Source organism: Tardiphaga sp. 841_E9_N1_2 (genome assembly GCF_051811065.1).
Lineage (GTDB): Bacteria > Pseudomonadota > Alphaproteobacteria > Rhizobiales > Xanthobacteraceae > Tardiphaga > Tardiphaga robiniae.
Genome location: NZ_JBPWQC010000001.1, coordinates 1,128,176 through 1,145,748, shown reverse-complemented (window position 1 = coordinate 1,145,748; position 17,573 = coordinate 1,128,176). Strand labels below are relative to the sequence as shown.

Genomic DNA, 17,573 nt, shown 5'->3' with positions numbered 1-17,573 from the left:
ACGGCAATACGCCCTCAGACAACGTCGCCGTTGGCGCATGTCTCCCGATCCGTCTCACTTAACAACGGCAGCAGAGGATATATTCATGACCTTTCGTAATGGCCTTGCGTCGCTTCTTCGCCCCGAAGATTCGGTTCTCGTTCTGATCGACCACCAGCCGTTCCAGATGGCCGCCCTGAACAGCCACGACCAGCAGATGGTGATCAACAACACGGTGGGCCTGGCCAAGGCCGCCAAGGTTTTCGGCGTCCCCACGATCCTGACGAGCGTGCTCATTGAACGTGGCGGTGTCCTGTTTCCACAGATCACCGATGTCTTCCCCGGACAGGAGGTGATCGACCGGACCTGGGTCAACACCTGGCAAGATCCGAAGGTGGTGAACGCGGTGAAGGCGACGGGTCGCAAGCAACTCATCATCGCTGGCCTGTGGACCGAAGTCTGCGTGGCAATGCCCACGATCCAGGCGCTCGGCGAGGGCTGGGACGTTACTGTCGTCACCGACGCGTCCGGCGGCATGTCGCTGGAAGCCCATGAGGTCGCGATCCAGCGCATGATCCGAGCTGGCGCCAACATGATGACCTGGTTCGCAGTGATCGGCGAATGGCAGCGCGACTGGGCCCGGCTGGAGACGGTGCCCGGAGTGACGGACATCATGATACGGCACGGCGGCGGCACCGGTATCGCCTATGTGTGGGAGCAGCAACTGCTCAACACGCCGGTGCCGAAAAGCTAACTGAGACAAGGGACGGCGCGACTGTACGAGCATCGACCGCTCATCGCGGTTTCGCCGCCCACCCTCAGCGCAAAACAACGGCCAAGCGCAGCGGGAACGAGCTGTCCCGCCCAAGATCTGACTGCCCTCGTCGATGAAAACGCCTGATGATCAAGTTGAGCTTCGTTCTTGCGGCGACGATCGCCGCGACGACTACATTCGTACAGGCACAGGTCGGCACTGACGTCGAGCGCGCGCCAACGCTGACGAACGAACGATATCGTGAGGATTGGTCCTATCTCGCGGATCCATCTAAGCGAACCGGCCATTGGACGGAGCCCTTCAAATACATCCCGTTGCAGGAGCAAGCATTGATTTATCTCGCGACCGGCATGGAAGTCCGGTCGCGCTACGAAGGCTATACCAACGTCAATTGGGGATCCGCGCCGAATGACAGTTATATCTGGCACCGTTTCATGCCCTATGCCGACCTTCACGCAGGCAAGGTGCGGTTTTTCACCCAACCCATCTTTTCGGCGATCACCGGCACCAGCCGTCCCGAGCGTCCGGTCGATACGACCGGCGCCGATATGCTTCAGGCATTCGGCGAGATCGAAATGGATGTCGGAGACCGCAGCACACTGCGCATGTCGGCGGGGCGCAAGCTGATGTCGCTGGGCGCTGGCCGCTTCATCGACACCCGCTACGGTCCCAATGTTCCGCAGGCCTTTGACGGTCTCGACGCGATCGTCACCGGACCTGATCGCCAGATGACGCTGTTTTACGCCCGTCCCGTTGACAATTTTCCGGGCGATTTTGATGATCGCATGTCGCGCCAAAAAACCGTCTGGGGCGCCTATGCAACCCAATGGCTGCGGGAGAACAAGTCGGTCGGTGTCGATATCTACTATCTCGGTTTGCTGGATCGCGATGCGGTTTTCGATCAAGGCCGCGGCAGGGAACTCGCGCATACATTCGGAACGCGAATCTTCGGCGACACGGGCGCCTGGTTCTGGAACGTCGAAGGCGCCCTACAGCGTGGGACTTTCGGAACGCGACGCGTGGAAGCATGGGGTATTGGTGGTGAATTCGGCTATCGCTTCCTTCAGACGCCTTTTCAACCCGAACTCCGGTTCATGTCCGATGTTATTTCGGGAGACGGCAACCCGGACGATGCAAAGCTCGGGACGTTCAATCCTCTATTTCCGAGGGGCAAATATTTCGGTGCTCTGTCTCCGGTCGGCCCGCGCAACCTCATTCAGGTCCGGCCGTCGATCACCGTCTATCCGCGCAAAGATGTCGCAGTCTCGCTCACCGGAGCGGCCTATTGGCGACAGAGCACGGTCGATGGGATCTACGGGGTCCCCGGAAATCTCGTGAGAAGCGGCAAAGGCAGCGATGCGCGCTACATCGGACATCAGATCGAGCTGTCCGTAGCATGGCAGGCTACGGCCGAGCTCAATCTGTCTGCATCGTTGAGTGCCTTCGAAGCCGGGCGTTTCCTATCGGACACCGGACCCGCACAGACCATAACCCTGATCAGCGTGATGGCGAACTTCCGGTTCTAGCTGTGACACGACCTGATCGACGAGTTGAACAAGGAGTTCTCATGGAAATCGGCATCGACAGTTTTGCAGCCATCCTTCCCGATCCAGCGACGGGCAAGCTGCCTTCAGCGACCGATCGCATGGCGGACCTCCTTGATGAGGTCGAGGTCGCCGACCGGGTTGGGCTCGATGTCTTCGGCATCGGTGAGCATCACCGCGCCGAATTCCTCGATTCCGCGCCCGCGATCATCCTGGCCGCGGCAGCAGCGCGCACCAGCCAGATTCGTTTGACCAGCGCCGTAACAGTGCTGAGCGCCGCTGATCCCGTGCGCGTGTTTCAGGAATTCGCGACTCTCGATCTCATCTCGAAAGGCCGTGCGGAACTCGTCGTTGGTCGAGGCTCGTTTGGCGAAGCCTATCCGCTGTTTGGCATGGACCCGCAGGACTATGACGAACTCTTTGCCGAGAAGCTCGCGCTGTTCTTGAAGCTTGGCGAGACCAAACATCCGATCTGGAAAGGTCGCTTTCGTTCGGCGCTCGAGGGCCAGGGTGTCTATCCGCGTCCGCATCAAGCCCGGCTGCCGATCTGGATCGGCGTCGGCGGCACGCCGGAATCCTTCGCGCGCGCCGGCACGCTGGGCCTGCCCCTGATGGTCGCGATCATCGGCGGCACATTCGAACGTTTTCGTCCGCTCGTCGATCTCTATCGCGACGCCGGCAGCCGCGCCGGGCACAGTCCCGACAAACTCAAAGTGGGTGTGCACGCGATGGGTTTTGTCGGCGAGACCACCGCAGCCGCCAAAGACGCCTTCTTCCCCGGCTGGGCGCATCTGACGGCGAGAATCGGCCGCGAACGTGGCTGGTCACCACCGTCGCGCCAGCAATTTGACGCCATGGCCGGCCCGGAAGGCGCGTTCCTCGTCGGCGATCCCGCAACGGTCGCAGCGAAGATGCGCCATGCCGATGAGGCTCTCGGCGGCGTCTCGCGCATCACCTTCCAGATGAGCACGGCTTCCCTCGAAACCGCCGCGATGAAGCGTTCGATCGAGCTTCTCGGCACTGACGTCGCGCCGATCATCCGGGCGGCGCACGCACGGACATGAGAAGCACTGCATGTCTCTCATGCAGCGTATGACGGTTCTCTTCACGACGTGAACCTGACGCGCTGAATTGCCGCACGCGTGGCGGCATCGGACAAAGCCGCCAAAGTCATCTACTCTGCTCGCGACGCACTGTGCGAAAATATAAGGCACGCCGGATTGGAGACATCCGGCAGATCAACGAAAGAGGTGAAATGGCGGACGCTTCCGGTTTTAGTTTGGGACACGCAATTGTCCTGCTGGGTGCGGCCACCGTTGCAGTGCCACTGTTCAAGCGATTGGGCCTCGGCTCCGTCCTCGGTTATCTCATCGCCGGCTTGGCCGTCGGGCCGTTCGGCCTTGGCCTGTTCAATGATCCCGAGACGCTGCTGCATACGGCCGAGCTCGGCGTCGTCATGTTTCTGTTCATCATCGGGCTGGAAATGCGCCCGTCAAAGCTGTGGAAGCTGCGCCGGCAGATCTTTGGCCTTGGCGCAGCGCAGGTCATCACCTGCGGCTTCCTGCTCACGCTGGTCGGGATGGCCGCGGGCCTCAGCTTTCCCGTCGCCATGATCGGTGCCATGGGCTTTGTGCTGTCCTCCACCGCCGTCATCATGCAGCTGCTGGAGGAACAAGACGAGACCACATCGCCAGAAGGCCAGCGCGCCATCGCGATCCTGTTGCTGGAGGATCTTGCCATCGTTCCGCTGCTGGCGCTGGTCGCTATCTGGGGCGCCGCCGATGCGCCGGCCGCCGCGAACGCAAAACCGATGTGGCAGAGCGCCGCCATCGCCCTCGCCGGCCTCGCCGCGCTGCTGGCGGCGGGCCGCTGGCTGCTCGACCCGTTCTTCCGCATCATTGCTCGGGCCGGCGCGCGCGAAGTGTTGACCGCCGCAGCGCTGCTCGTCGTGCTCGGCTCCGCCGTGTTCATGCAGAGCGTCGGCCTGTCGATGGCGATGGGCGCCTTCCTCGCCGGCGTGCTGCTCTCGGAATCGAACTTCCGGCATCAGCTCGAGGCCGACATCGAACCGTTCCGCGGCATCCTGCTCGGCCTGTTCTTCCTCAGCGTCGGCATGTCGCTGAATCTGCGCATCGTCGCCAGTGAATGGATCATGGTGCTGGGCGGCGTCGTGGCCTTCATGATCGTCAAGGCGATCGGCATCTATGTGATCGCGCGCCTCGCAAAGTCTGATCACGCCGCCGCCACCCACCGCGCCGCGCTGTTCGCGCAAGGCGGCGAATTCGCCTTCGTCCTCTATGCGGCTGCCGGCACCGCTGGCATCTTCGACACCCGCGTCTCCGCGGTCATGAGCGCGATCGTCATCCTGTCGATGGCACTGACGCCCATCGTGTTGCTGATCCACGCGCAGATGCGGCAGAGCACGCCGGTCTCCATGGACGGCATCGACAAAGCCGACGGCCTGCGCGGGAAAGTGCTGTTCATCGGCTTCCGCCGCTTCGCGCAGGTGGCGAGCCAGGCCCTGCTGGCGCGCAACATCGAACTTTCGCTGATCGAAACCGATGTGGACATGATCCGCGCCGCCGGCAATTTCGGCTTCAAGATCCACTATGGCGACGGCACCCGCCTCGACGTGCTGCACGCTTCCGGCGCTGGCACCGCTGAAGCGATCCTGATCTGTGTCGACAAACCGGAGGCAGCAGATCACATCGTCGAACTGTGCCGCTCGGAATTCCCGCTGGCCAAACTCTATGTCCGCTCCTACGACCGCGGCCATTCGCTGCGCCTCATTCATGCCGGCGTCGATTTCCAGATCCGCGAAACCTTCGAATCCGCACTGCTGTTCAGCGAAGCCGTCCTGACCGGCCTCGGCCTCGACGAAGACGAGGCCCGCGAAGCCATCGCCGATGTCCGCGACCGCGACGCGCAACGCGTCGAGCTGGAAGTCATCGGCGGCCTGGAAGCCGGCCGCAAGCTGCTCCGCGGCAATGCCGAAACGCCGGAGCCGAGCCCGTTCTTCAAGACACGGCCGGCGAGTGCGGAGTAGCGGTTCCACGAACGATGTCGAAAATTGGGATGTGAGGTCCGAGACCGGCCGACGACGCCGACGATTGTCTCTGCAAGCAAAAAGCCCGCGGCATAACCGCGGGCTTTTTTGATCGACTTGTCGAAGGCGGATGCGGAGAGCCTCAGCCCTCCGCCACCGGCGCACCGTTGCCATTCTCGCCCTCTTCGCCCTCGCCCGCCTCGCCGATATGCTCGACCGACACGACGTGTTCGTCGTCAGCCGTGTTGAACACGATGACGCCCTGGGTCGAACGGCCGGCAATGCGGATACCTTCCACCGGGCAGCGGATGAGCTGGCCCTTGTCGGTGACAAGCATGATCTGGTCGCTGTCCTCGACCGGGAACGAAGCGATCAGCTTGCCATTACGGTTGTTGACCGACATCGCGACGATGCCCTTACCGCCGCGGCCGGTGGTGCGGTACTCGAACGACGAGGTCCGCTTACCGTAGCCGTTCTCGCTGATGGTCAGTACGAACTGCTCACTGGCCGACATCTCGACATAGCGCTGCTCGCCGAGTTCGATGGCTCCCGTCGCCTCTTCGGTCTCCACGGCAGCCGCCGCTTCGTCCGCAACATCGGCACGCTCCTCGGCGCCGCCGCGACGTACCGCATTGGCACGGCGCAGATAGGCCGCGCGTTCGTCGGAATTGGCCTCGAGGTGGCGCAGGATGGTGAGCGAGATCAGCTTGTCGCCGTCCGCCAGCGAGATGCCGCGCACGCCCATGGAGCTGCGGCCCTGGAATACGCGGACGTCAGTCACCGGGAAACGGATGCACTGGCCGCCGGCAGCGGTCAGCAGCACGTCATCATGTTCGGTGGCGATCTGCACATCGACGATCGCTTCGCCCTCATCGAGCTTCATCGCGATGATGCCGGAGCGCCTGACATCGACGAAGTCAGAGAGCTTGTTGCGGCGGACGTTGCCGCCTGTCGTCGCGAACATCACGTCGAGATCGTTCCACGTCGCCTCGTCCTCAGGCAGCGGCATGATCGTGGTGATGCGTTCGCCCTGCTCCAGCGGCAGGATGTTGATCATCGCCTTGCCGCGGCCGTTTGGCGGCGCGATCGGCAGACGCCAGACCTTTTCCTTGTAGACCTGGCCACGCGACGAGAAGAACAGCACCGGCGTATGGGTCGAGGCCACGAACAGACGCGAGACGAAATCCTCGTCGCGCGTCGCCATGCCGGAGCGGCCCTTGCCGCCGCGGCGCTGCGCCCGATAGGTCGAAAGCGGCACGCGCTTGACGTAGCCATGATGCGACACCGTCACCACCATGTCTTCGCGCTGGATCAGGTCCTCGTCTTCGACCTCGCCTTCCTGTTCCATGATGACGGTCTTGCGCGGCGTCGCGAATTCCGCCTTCACCGCGCCGAGCTCGTCCTTGATGATGCCCTGAACGCGCGCGCGCGAACGCAGGATCTCCAGATAGTCCGCAATCTCGACGGCGAGCTTGTCCAGTTCGTCGGAAATTTCCTCGCGGCCCAGAGCTGTTAAACGTGCGAGGCGCAAGTCGAGAATGGCCTTGGCCTGTTCGAAGGACAGCCGCGCGGTGCCGTCTTCCTCGAGGCGATGACGCGGATCGTCGATCAGCATCATCATCGTCGCCACATCCTGCGCCGGCCAGCGGCGCTCCATCAGGATATCGCGCGCAGTGGTCGGATCCGGCGAGGTCCGGATCACACGAATGACCTCGTCGATATTCGCCACCGCAATGGCCAGGCCGACGAGGATATGCGCGCGATCGCGCGCCTTGTTGAGCAGGAACTTGGTACGGCGCGTGACGACCTGTTCGCGGAACGCGACGAAGATCGTCAGTAGGTCCTTCAGGTTCATCAGCAACGGCCGGCCGGTGTCGAGCGCCACCATGTTGGCGCCGAAATTGGTCTGCAGCGGCGTGAACTTGTAAAGCTGGTTGAGCACCACCTCCGGCACCGCGTCCCGCTTCAGTTCGACGACGACGCGAAAACCGTCGCGGTCAGATTCGTCTCTGAGATCGGAGATGCCTTCGATCTTCTTATCGCGCACCAGTTCGGCGATGCGCTCCACCATGGTGGCCTTGTTCACCTGGTAGGGAATTTCAGAGACGATGATCGCTTCGCGGTCCTTGCGCGTCGGCTCGATAGAGACCTTGCCGCGCATCACGATGGAGCCGCGGCCGGTGTGATAGGCCGTACGAATCCCGGCGCGGCCGAGGATGATGCCGCCGGTCGGGAAATCCGGACCCGGAATGATCTTGTTCAGATCGTCAATGGTGAGCGACGGATCATCGATCAGCGCGACGCAGGCGTCGATGACTTCGCCGAGATTGTGCGGCGGGATGTTGGTGGCCATGCCCACGGCGATACCGCCGCCGCCATTGACCAGCAGATTGGGAAACTTGGCGGGCAACACGCGTGGCTCGCGGAACGAGCCGTCGTAGTTGTCCTGATAGTCGACCGTGTCCTTGTCGAGATCGTCGAGCAGCGACTGCGCGATCTTGGTCAGGCGCGATTCCGTGTATCGCATCGCGGCGGCCTGATCGCCATCCACCGAACCGAAATTGCCCTGACCGTCGATCAGCGGCACGCGCATCGAGAAGTCCTGCGCCATGCGGACCATGGCGTCATAGACCGACTGGTCGCCATGCGGATGATATTTACCGATCACGTCGCCGACGGTTCGCGCCGACTTGCGATACGGCTTGTTCCACTCGAAGCCGTTCTCGTACATCGCGTAGAGAATGCGGCGATGCACCGGCTTCAAGCCGTCGCGCGCATCCGGCAGCGCACGCGCCACGATCACGCTCATGGCGTAATCGAGATACGAACGCTTCATCTCATCGAGGATGGATACGGGACGAATATCCGAGGGGGCCGGTGGCTCCCCAGGCTTCTGGTCTTCAGTGTCGGACAAGGATGATTTCCGGTCAGGTTTTGCTGGGAATCATATAGCGCATCGCGCGGCTTCAAGCCACCCCGCAGACAACGCCCGCGGCTCTATTTTCCTGCTGATTTTTCAAATGCTTACGGGAGCTGTACAGGGCTTGTGAAGTGCCCCCGAATAAGCCAGCCCAAAGCAGCCGAATCTTGCGAAAATCATGCGCCCGTCTTGCGGCAATCTAGCGACCGAACACCACGGTGTGCATGACCCGGCCGGGCACAAGGGTGAACACGCCGGCGATCACCAGGGCGCCGGCGAAGATCGAAATCATGGTGATGGCATGCGCCCTGACGCGGTGCCGGCGTGCGGCGACCACTCCGACCACCAGCATCACCGGCGCGATGATCGACAGCAGGTGGATCGGGCTCCAGTCTCGCCAGAGCCGGTAGCTATGGCCATGGATCCCAAACGAGCTGATCGCAACGGTGGCGAGCAACGCCACCCAGATCCAGCCGAGCGTTCTGTGTGGCAGCGTGCCCTTGGGCGCGATCAATTGAACGACACCGAGCACAAATGCGGCCATGGCCGCAAAAGCATGCAGCGGGATCGGGGCAACGGCATCAAGCAACGGCTGCAGCGACATGGTGGCCCTCGCATTCAGCAGGCAGTGTCAGCTCACTGTCGCAGAAATCTTTCCATTGTAAAGATAATGTGGTCCACCACGTTGCCGCAGCTAAGCGCCCTCCCCGAAAAGCAAAACGCGCTGCAAGCAATCAGCTCACAGCGCGCGATGCAGAGGTTCAGGACGTCCTGACAGCAGATCAGAAGGGTTATATGTGGTTATGGACGTGATGCGTGAGGCGGTCGAGGAGCGCTCCGGTGACCGAGGCTGGATTCCGGGATATCTCCAGGTCGCGCCTGGCGGACGGCTGCACTTTGTTTCGTGCGCGCCTCACGGGCTGATCGTGGCTGAATGGTTGGTTTCGGACGCAAGGCTCTCCGAGACAGGGGACCGCGCTAGTCGAGGCGACCCAAAGTATCCATGCCTCGCTCCGGGCGGACCGGGGCTCGACCACGCAATGATTCAAATCGTGAGCGAGCGTCAGATGCTGCCACCAGGCCCCCGTGCGAAATGTTGAGATCCATCAAGTTCATAGTTGCCAGCTAATCCAGTGGTTTGGCTTTTATCGCCTTGGTCACCCAGGGCGGTCTCATTGATATGCTCTCCCAGGACTCGCGTGATGACCTTATCGAAATTGAGGGGGTCGGCACCGTTGACTTGTATCAAGGACCATCCGTCCCGGCGCAAGCACTCGCCGATCTCCCTTGAGATATTGGCCTGCTTCAAGCCCCTGTCCACGCCGAGTTCGAACAGGAGGACTTCGATGAGCGGCTGGCGCGCATGCCGATCCGTAAGACGGCGGCGCAACGTTTCCTGCGGCGCATCGAGCTGGACAAGCAGGTCCGGTCGCGGCAGGAACGCTAGGCAGTCACGAACCACGTCAATGCTTGGAGTTCGCGCCAGCAAAACCAGCGCACACAATGCCTGGATCAGGCCTTCTTCAAAAATGAAGTAACCTTCCGATTCCTGCGCTTTACGCCAAGATTCGCACAGTAGAGCGATGTCGACCTTCATGCGCCATGACCATGTGCGGCTTCGTAGCGGGATTGATGCTAGAAGCCGCGCCGCGACACCGTCCTTCGGCAGGGTCGATAGCAAGACAGGACCGGAGGTGGCAATCTTTCTGCCAATACGCCCAATGCCATGGCGCGTCTCCGGGCCGTCATCCTGGGCCGACGCATATTCAATCAGGCGATAACCGTTCACTGTCTTCAGGTTGATGCCTTCTTGCGCCAGCCCCCGGCAGAGGCCGCGAAGAAGTGTGGTCTTGCCTGCACCAGGCGGCCCAAATAACTCGATGATCATGGTGGAATGCCCAGCGCCTCGGAACAAGCTGTCATTTACCTGCAGGTCAGAGCTTAGCCGGATTACAAACCACACCAACGTTCATTTGAATGACTGTTCGGATCCGCGGACTGCCGCCCGTCGACTAGTCGGATCACGCCTGCCGCTCCGTTCCGGCATCGTGCGAATGCATGAAGACGTCGTCCCGACATCGAGGTTAGCGTCGGCGGACTCGAGGGACATATCCTTATGCTCAACGGAGACACGTTCAGCTATCGCGCGAGCCACCAGTCGGTTGATGTCGTTGCCGACTACGTCAGCACCTTCGAGGTGGGCCATTGCGCGGCATTGTGGCGGGACGTCGAACAGCCCTTGCTCGAAAGCATTCTGCGCCGGCTCGGAGGGCCACAGCGAACAAGCCTCGACTTCGCCTGCGGAACCGGACGCATTGCGAAGGTCGCCGCTCGGTTGTTCGGCTCGGTTGTCGGGGTCGATGTGTCAGAAGCGATGCTTTCGGCAGCTTCGGTGCCAGACAACGTGACGCTGCTATGCGTCGACGTCACCAAGGTTCCTCTCGAACAGACATTTGACGTTGCCACCGCATTTCGGTTCTTCTTGAATGCAGAAGACACGCTTAGGCGCGACGCATTGCGGGCGATCTATCGGCATCTTCGCAACGACGGCGTATTGGTATGCAATATCCAGCTCAATGCAACGTCACCCATCGGGTCGTTCAGTCGTGTCCTGAACTGGGCATATCCGAGCAGACCTCGACACACCCTGACTTTGTATCAATTTTCAAGCCTGCTGTCGGATGAGGGATTTGAGGTCGTGGAGAGCACGTATTACGGCTATCTCCCGCGACCGGGCCGGTTGTTTCCACATCTCTGCGAGGCGCTGATCGAGCCATTCGAAAAGGCGTGCCGGAGGCTCAAGGTGCCGGGATTGTTGGCGGAGAGTTTTATTGTCGCGGCGCGAAAGCGGGAACGCCTGTTTCCTCAGGTGCAGGACCCTCGGCGAATCGTGCAGGCACCAACAACCTCTTGAGGTTCGGGAGCATGATCATCGAGTTCTTTGGCCCGGCAGCCGCAGGAAAGACCACCTTCGCCCACGCGCTGTGCAAGCGGCTCAACGAGCGCGGCCATCATGCGAATGTTGTGCTCAGCTAGCCCAAGGGTCCGGCAGCCCGCTCTCCCTATCCAAGAGAAGCCCAAACCTCTCGCTGCCCTCCATTACAACGGGCTTTACGCGAAATCGGCTGGCAATGCGTTGATTTATCAAACGAAAGCCCCCCTTGTTTACACAAGCGGGCCCCACAGAATCTGATTCGAGTCTCGTCGGCAATCCGGAAGCTGAAAAACGCTAAGTCATTGAAGAAGCGACGAAAGCGTTTTTTAGTTTACACACAGCTCCAACCAACAGTCAGAACGGGATGTCGTCATCCATGTCGTTGCCGCGGCCACCACCGCCGGCCGGTGCGGCCACGCGGCGCTGCGGCGGAGCGCTCGACTGGCCGCCGCCGAAGCTGTCGCCCATGTCATCGCCGCCGTAACCGCCGCCACCACCCGCGCCGCCGCCCTTGCCGTCGAGCATGGTCAGTGTCGAATTGAAGCCCTGCAGCACGATCTCGGTGGAGTATTTCTCGACACCCTGCGGATCGGTCCATTTGCGGGTCTGCAGCGCGCCTTCGATGTAAACCTTGGCGCCCTTCTTCAGATACTGCTCGGCGACCTTGGCGAGACCTTCGCTGAAGATCACGACGCGGTGCCACTCGGTCTTTTCCTTGCGCTCGCCGGTGCCCTTGTCGCGCCAGGTATCCGAAGTCGCGACGGTCAGGTTGACGACCGGATTGCCGTTCTGCATCCGGCGGACTTCTGGATCCTTGCCGAGATTGCCGACCAAAATCACCTTGTTGACGCTACCCGCCATGCCACTCTCCTACGCTCGAATCTGAATTGCTGATTGGGCGCCGGCGCAGGCCCTGGCCCGCGCGCAAACGCCGCTGATGATAGGACCCTATACGGTCCGCGCTCCCGCGCAGGCCCCCGCGACCGGGTTATCCACGATCTCTTATATGATCGTCCTCGCATATAGCATGTTCCATTTTTGTTCTCAAGGACACCCCTTGGCGAATTGTTGGGCGACGACGAAGTGCCGAGTCGTCGCTGTCGCGTCCGGGTCGAGCAATAGTGGAACCCGAAGGGAACCGCGCCCGGCCAAAATTCATATACCTTTCATTAACTTAGAAACGGCCAAACATCGAAGACGAGTGTGCTATTTGGGTGACGGACTTTTTGGCAGACTTGCGTATATTTCGATCACTGAATTGCATTTGGCGCTTGCGCCGGGACACGAGGCTTCGCCGACGCGAAGCAATTTTGGGGAGAATTCACATGAAGAAGTTTCTGTTGGGCACCGTTGCCCTGATCGCTCTGGGCGCTTCGGTTCCGGCAATGGCCGCTGACCTCGCCGCTCGTCCCTACACCAAGGCTCCGGCTTACGTTCCCGCCCCGATCTACAACTGGACCGGTTTCTATATCGGCGGTCACGTCGGCGGCGCGTTCAATGGTTCGAACGGCTTCGGCGGCACTTCCGACAATTCGGACGGCCGTTTCCTCGGCGGCGTGCAGATCGGTTACGACTACCAGTTCGCTCCGAACTGGGTGTTCGGCATCGAAGGTCAGTACAGCTGGGTTGGTTCGAACAACACCAACGTCGCTTTCGTTCCGGCTGGCGTCACCTACAACCTGAACCAGAAGGGCCTCGCCTCGGTCACCGGTCGCATCGGTTACACCTGGGGTCCGGCACTGCTCTACGTGAAGGGCGGCTACGCCTACTCCGACTACAGCGAATCGCTGGTCACGACCGTTGGCGCCGTTCCGGTGGCTTTCGCAGCTGGCACCAAGCATGACGGTTACACCGTCGGCGCCGGCCTCGAATACCTGTTCACCCAGAACTGGTCGGGCAAGGTTGAGTACCAGTACTACGACTTCGGCAAGACCACCTTCGCTGCTCCGTCGCCGGTTGGCATCGTCGGCCTGTCGTCCCGCAACGACGAGCACACCGTCAAGGCCGGCCTGAACTACCGCTTCAACTGGGGTGGCCCGGTTGTCGCCAAGTACTGAGCTTCGCGCCTGATTTCAGGCTCGTGACTACGGAAAGGCCGGCGGAAACGCCGGCCTTTTTGTTTGGCTGGAAGCCCGGATTCCGGAGAGATTAAGAGCTAACCCATCGCCTGCGGTCGAATACTACCCACGACTGTAGCGCAAGAATTTTCACGCAACTATTGCGTTTGTTTTCCTCCGTTGCAAGGAAGGCACAGCCCGATCGCCTGAATCGCGCTAGAGTTGAAACACTCACAAGGGGAGCATGCCATGAAGAAAATTCTGCTCGCATCCGCCGCCCTCGCTGTTCTCGGCTCGGCAACGTCCGCTTCTGCGGCCGATCTCGCAGCACGGCCCTACACCAAGGCGCCTCCGATGATCGCCGTCGTCTATGACTGGACCGGTTTCTATATCGGCGGCAACGGCGGTTGGGGAACGAGCCGCAAATGCTGGGACACGACCCAGGTTCTCGGTGCCGCACTGGCCTTCAGCGAGGGATGCCATGACGCAAGCGGCGGCACGGCTGGCGGTCAGATCGGCTATCGCTGGCAGAGCACTGCTTGGGTGTTCGGTCTGGAAGCACAGGGCAACTGGGCAGACTTCAAGGGCTCGAATGTCAGCCAGCTCGTACTCGGTACGACCGGTAACCGGTCCAAGATCGAAGCCTTCGGCCTGTTCACCGGCCAGATCGGTTACGCCTGGAACAACACCCTTCTTTACGTGAAGGGCGGCGCTGCCGTGACGAGCGACAAGTATCAGGGCTACACCGTGGGAACCAATGTCGTATTCGATAACGCCAAGGAAACCCGCTGGGGCGGTACGGTTGGCGTTGGCCTGGAATATGGCTTCACGCCAAACTGGTCCTTCGCGGTCGAATACGACCATCTGTTCATGGAGACCAGCAGCAACAGCTTCACCGCTGTGACACTTCCTGTGACCTCGCGTATCGATCGCATCAGCCAGGACGTCGACGTCGTCACCGCCCGCATCAACTACAAGTGGGGCGGCCCTGTCATCGCCAAGTATTGAGAACTGCGACCGCCTTCCCTCATTCCGACAAACTTGGCCCGGCCTCGCGCCGGGCTTTTTGCTGGCAGCTCGCTCAGCCCTGACGCGCTCCCGATTGGCCGTTCACTGGCATGAGCCCGATACCGGAAGACCTGTCCTGCGCAGGCCGTTCGATTTGCAGCCTTGCCTCGCAACCCCTCCGCCAACAAACCGTTGATCGTTGCTGCGGAGCACTGGAAATCCGTCCTCGTTCTTCCTATGTTCCGATGACAATCAATCGGCGTTGATCCCGGCCCGGCCGGCGGTGCGCGCCCGGATGAGCGCGCCTCGCGCGCTGGGGAATTGCCTGTTATGGACGAGATCATCAAGGCGAAGCGGCAGCAGGCCGCCACGAACATGCGCAGCATCACCATCCGCGGCGCCCGCGAGCACAATCTCAAGAATGTCGACCTGACGATCCCGCGCGACAAGCTGGTGGTGTTCACAGGCCTGTCCGGCTCCGGCAAATCGTCCCTCGCCTTCGACACGATCTATGCCGAAGGCCAGCGCCGCTACGTGGAGTCGCTGTCGGCTTACGCCCGGCAATTCCTCGAGATGATGCAGAAGCCGGATGTCGACCAGATCGACGGCCTGTCGCCGGCCATCTCCATCGAGCAGAAGACCACCTCGAAGAATCCGCGCTCGACCGTCGGCACCGTCACCGAGATCTACGATTATATGCGCCTGCTGTGGGCACGCGTCGGCATTCCCTATTCGCCGGCGACGGGTCTTCCGATCGAAAGCCAGACGGTGTCGATGATGGTCGACCGCGTGCTGGCGCTGCCGGAAGGCACGCGGCTGTATCTGCTGGCGCCGGTGGTGCGCGGTCGCAAGGGCGAGTATCGCAAGGAGCTGGCCGAATATCTCAAAAAGGGTTTTCAGCGCGTCAAGATCGACGGTACCTTCCATGAACTCGCTGAAGCGCCCGTACTCGACAAGAAGTTTCCGCATGACATCGACGTCGTCGTCGATCGCATCGTGGTGCGTCCTGATATCGGCCAGCGCCTCGCGGAAAGTTTCGAGACGGCACTGAAGCTCGCCGAAGGTCTTGCGGTCATTGAATATGCCGATGCGCCTGCCGCGCCCACGGACGACAAGAAGTCCGACAAGAAGGTCGCGAAGATTCACGACAAGACCGGCGCCGAACGCATCCTGTTTTCGGAGAAGTTTGCCTGTCCGGTGTCGGGCTTCACGATTCCGGAGATCGAGCCGCGCCTGTTCTCTTTCAACAATCCCTATGGCGCCTGTCCGAAATGCGGCGGCCTCGGCGTCGAGCAGACCATCGATGCCGACCTCGTCATTCCCGACAAGGAGCTGACACTGCGCAAGGGCGCCATCGCGCCCTGGGCGAAGTCGTCGTCGCCCTATTACGTGCAGACGCTGACCGCGCTGGGCAAGTTCTACAAGTTCACGCTCGACACCAAGTGGAAGGACCTGCCGAAAAAGACGCAGAACGCCATCCTGCACGGCTCCGGCGATGACGAGATCAAGTTCTCCTATGAGGACGGCGTCCGCTCCTATGACACCAAGAAGCCGTTCGAGGGCGTGGTCACCAATATCGACCGGCGCTTCCGCGAGACCGAAAGCGAATGGGCGCGCGAGGAACTCGGCAAGTACTTCTCCGACGTGCCATGCGATGCCTGCGAGGGTTATCGGCTGAAGCCCGAAGCGCTCAGCGTGAAGATCGGCGGCAAGCATATCGGCAACATCTCGGAAATGTCGGTGCGCAAGGCCGGCGACTGGTTCGAGACCGTGCCGGACCTGCTCAACAAGCAGCAGAACGAAATCGCCGTCCGCATTCTCAAGGAGATCCGCGAGCGGCTGTCGTTCCTGCTCGATGTCGGCCTCAACTATCTCACCCTCGCACGCTCTTCCGGCACGTTGTCCGGCGGCGAGAGCCAGCGTATTCGCCTGGCGTCTCAGATCGGCTCGGGCCTCACCGGCGTGCTCTATGTGCTCGACGAGCCATCCATCGGCCTGCATCAGCGCGACAACGCACGCCTGCTGGATACGCTGCGGCGGCTGCGCGATCTCGGCAATACCGTGATCGTGGTCGAGCATGACGAGGACGCGGTGATCGCGGCCGACTACGTGGTGGATGTCGGCCCCGGCGCCGGCACCCATGGCGGCAATATCGTCGCCCAGGGTACGCCCCAGGAGGTGATGAAGAATCCGAAGTCGCTGACCGGCAAATATCTCACCGGCGAAATGTCGGTGCCGGTGCCGGAGCGCCGGCCGCCGAACCATCGCCGGACCATCAAGGTCATCAATGCGCGTGGCAACAATCTCAAGAACGTCTCGGCGGAAGTGCCGCTCGGCCTGTTCACCGCGGTCACCGGTGTCTCCGGCGGCGGCAAGTCGACGCTGCTGATCGACACGCTCTATAAGGCGATCGCGCGCAAGCTCAACGGCGCCAGCGAAGGCGCCGCGCCGCATGACCGCATCGAGGGCCTGGAACATATCGACAAGATCATCGAGATCGACCAGTCGCCGATCGGCCGCACGCCGCGTTCCAATCCCGCGACCTATACTGGCGCCTTCACGCCGATCCGCGAATGGTTTGCCGGCCTGCCGGAATCCAAGGCGCGCGGCTATGAGGCCGGCCGGTTCTCGTTCAACGTCAAGGGCGGCCGCTGCGAGGCCTGCCAGGGCGACGGCGTCATCAAGATCGAGATGCACTTCCTGCCCGACGTCTATGTCACCTGCGACACCTGCAAGGGCAAACGCTACAACCGCGAGACGCTGGAAGTGCTGTTCAAGGGCAAGTCGATCGCCGACGTGCTCGACATGACCGTGGAAGAAGCCGCGGACTTCTTCAAGGCAGTGCCGCGCGTGCGTGAGACTTTTAAAACCTTGCATCGCGTTGGACTGGATTACATCCATGTCGGCCAGCAGGCGACGACGCTATCCGGCGGCGAAGCGCAGCGCGTGAAGCTCGCCAAGGAGCTGAGCAAGCGCGCGACCGGTCGCACACTTTACATTCTCGACGAGCCGACCACGGGACTCCACTTCCACGACGTCGCCAAGCTGCTCGAAGTGCTGCACGAGCTGGTGGCGCAGGGCAACACGGTGGTGGTGATCGAGCACAATCTCGAAGTCATCAAGACCGCCGACTGGGTCATCGACCTCGGCCCCGAAGGCGGCGACGGCGGCGGTGAAATCGTCGCCTGGGGTCCGCCGGAAGATATTGTCAAAGCACCGCGCAGCTATACGGGCAAGTTTTTGAAGCCGGTGCTGGAAAAGGCGGGGAAGCCCAAGAAGCGGAAGGCGACGAGCGAAGCGGCGGAGTGA

General features: G+C 61.5%; 12 protein-coding genes. 8 read left to right on the top strand and 4 right to left on the bottom strand.

Annotated elements, in window-relative coordinates:
- The first annotated feature begins 85 nt into the window (after window positions 1-85).
- The 4 genes from AB8A50_RS05375 to AB8A50_RS05360 all read left to right on the top strand — a co-directional run bounded on the left by AB8A50_RS05375 (window position 86) and on the right by AB8A50_RS05360 (window position 5,344).
- Window positions 86-733, top strand: coding sequence for a hydrolase (locus AB8A50_RS05375; RefSeq protein ID WP_439071588.1), 648 nt, complete (start codon window positions 86-88; stop codon window positions 731-733).
- A 146-nt stretch (window positions 734-879) separates the two neighbouring features.
- Window positions 880-2,280 (top strand): alginate export family protein, encoded by a 1,401-nt coding sequence (locus AB8A50_RS05370; protein ID WP_439077092.1) that lies wholly within the window; start codon window positions 880-882, stop codon window positions 2,278-2,280.
- Window positions 2,281-2,321: 41 nt separating this feature from the next.
- Window positions 2,322-3,362, top strand: a complete 1,041-nt coding sequence (locus AB8A50_RS05365) for an LLM class flavin-dependent oxidoreductase (RefSeq protein WP_439077091.1) — start codon at window positions 2,322-2,324, stop codon at window positions 3,360-3,362.
- A 191-nt stretch (window positions 3,363-3,553) separates the two neighbouring features.
- Complete coding sequence (locus AB8A50_RS05360) at window positions 3,554-5,344, top strand: monovalent cation:proton antiporter-2 (CPA2) family protein (RefSeq protein WP_439077090.1); 1,791 nt, start codon at window positions 3,554-3,556, stop codon at window positions 5,342-5,344.
- A 142-nt stretch (window positions 5,345-5,486) separates the two neighbouring features.
- On the opposite strand, the gene gyrA is transcribed toward AB8A50_RS05360, so the two are convergent.
- The 3 genes from gyrA to AB8A50_RS05345 all read right to left on the bottom strand — a co-directional run bounded on the left by gyrA (window position 5,487) and on the right by AB8A50_RS05345 (window position 10,152).
- Window positions 5,487-8,258, bottom strand: a complete 2,772-nt coding sequence (gyrA, locus tag AB8A50_RS05355; RefSeq protein ID WP_439071584.1) for a DNA gyrase subunit A — start codon at window positions 8,256-8,258, stop codon at window positions 5,487-5,489.
- A gap of 205 nt (window positions 8,259-8,463) precedes the next feature.
- Window positions 8,464-8,868 (bottom strand): DUF2306 domain-containing protein, encoded by a 405-nt coding sequence (locus tag AB8A50_RS05350; RefSeq protein WP_439077089.1) that lies wholly within the window; start codon window positions 8,866-8,868, stop codon window positions 8,464-8,466.
- Window positions 8,869-9,327: 459 nt separating this feature from the next.
- Complete coding sequence (locus tag AB8A50_RS05345; protein ID WP_439077088.1) at window positions 9,328-10,152, bottom strand: AAA family ATPase; 825 nt, start codon at window positions 10,150-10,152, stop codon at window positions 9,328-9,330.
- Between the two features lie 228 nt (window positions 10,153-10,380).
- On the opposite strand from AB8A50_RS05345, the gene AB8A50_RS05340 reads away from it, so the two are divergent.
- Window positions 10,381-11,178 carry a class I SAM-dependent methyltransferase gene (locus tag AB8A50_RS05340; RefSeq protein WP_089264455.1) on the top strand — a complete coding sequence of 266 codons (798 nt, stop codon included), beginning with the start codon at window positions 10,381-10,383 and terminating at the stop codon, window positions 11,176-11,178.
- 375 nt (window positions 11,179-11,553) lie between these two features.
- On the opposite strand, the gene AB8A50_RS05335 is transcribed toward AB8A50_RS05340, so the two are convergent.
- Window positions 11,554-12,060, bottom strand: a complete 507-nt coding sequence (locus AB8A50_RS05335) for a single-stranded DNA-binding protein (protein ID WP_439077087.1) — start codon at window positions 12,058-12,060, stop codon at window positions 11,554-11,556.
- 464 nt (window positions 12,061-12,524) lie between these two features.
- Here AB8A50_RS05335 and AB8A50_RS05330 point away from each other — a divergent pair, with 464 nt between their 5' ends.
- From AB8A50_RS05330 to uvrA, 3 genes are all read left to right on the top strand, one after another.
- A complete protein-coding gene (locus AB8A50_RS05330; RefSeq protein WP_120289875.1) occupies window positions 12,525-13,256 on the top strand; it encodes an outer membrane protein in 732 nt (243 codons plus the stop codon).
- 249 nt (window positions 13,257-13,505) lie between these two features.
- Window positions 13,506-14,264 carry an outer membrane protein gene (locus AB8A50_RS05325; protein ID WP_439063814.1) on the top strand — a complete coding sequence of 253 codons (759 nt, stop codon included), beginning with the start codon at window positions 13,506-13,508 and terminating at the stop codon, window positions 14,262-14,264.
- Between the two features lie 330 nt (window positions 14,265-14,594).
- Window positions 14,595-17,573 carry an excinuclease ABC subunit UvrA gene (gene uvrA, locus AB8A50_RS05320; RefSeq protein WP_439077086.1) on the top strand — a complete coding sequence of 993 codons (2,979 nt, stop codon included), beginning with the start codon at window positions 14,595-14,597 and terminating at the stop codon, window positions 17,571-17,573.

Bases quoted from the DNA above. Each gene is read 5' to 3' on its own strand.
- AB8A50_RS05375 (WP_439071588.1), top strand. From the start codon at position 86: ATGACCTTTCGTAATGGCCTTGCGTCGCTTCTTCGCCCCGAAGATTCG.
- AB8A50_RS05370 (WP_439077092.1), top strand. From the start codon at position 880: ATGATCAAGTTGAGCTTCGTTCTTGCGGCGACGATCGCCGCGACGACT.
- AB8A50_RS05365 (WP_439077091.1), top strand. From the start codon at position 2,322: ATGGAAATCGGCATCGACAGTTTTGCAGCCATCCTTCCCGATCCAGCG.
- AB8A50_RS05360 (WP_439077090.1), top strand. From the start codon at position 3,554: ATGGCGGACGCTTCCGGTTTTAGTTTGGGACACGCAATTGTCCTGCTG.
- AB8A50_RS05350 (WP_439077089.1), bottom strand. From the start codon at position 8,868: ATGTCGCTGCAGCCGTTGCTTGATGCCGTTGCCCCGATCCCGCTGCAT.
- AB8A50_RS05345 (WP_439077088.1), bottom strand. From the start codon at position 10,152: ATGATCATCGAGTTATTTGGGCCGCCTGGTGCAGGCAAGACCACACTT.
- AB8A50_RS05340 (WP_089264455.1), top strand. From the start codon at position 10,381: ATGCTCAACGGAGACACGTTCAGCTATCGCGCGAGCCACCAGTCGGTT.
- AB8A50_RS05335 (WP_439077087.1), bottom strand. From the start codon at position 12,060: ATGGCGGGTAGCGTCAACAAGGTGATTTTGGTCGGCAATCTCGGCAAG.
- AB8A50_RS05330 (WP_120289875.1), top strand. From the start codon at position 12,525: ATGAAGAAGTTTCTGTTGGGCACCGTTGCCCTGATCGCTCTGGGCGCT.
- AB8A50_RS05325 (WP_439063814.1), top strand. From the start codon at position 13,506: ATGAAGAAAATTCTGCTCGCATCCGCCGCCCTCGCTGTTCTCGGCTCG.
- uvrA (WP_439077086.1), top strand. From the start codon at position 14,595: ATGGACGAGATCATCAAGGCGAAGCGGCAGCAGGCCGCCACGAACATG.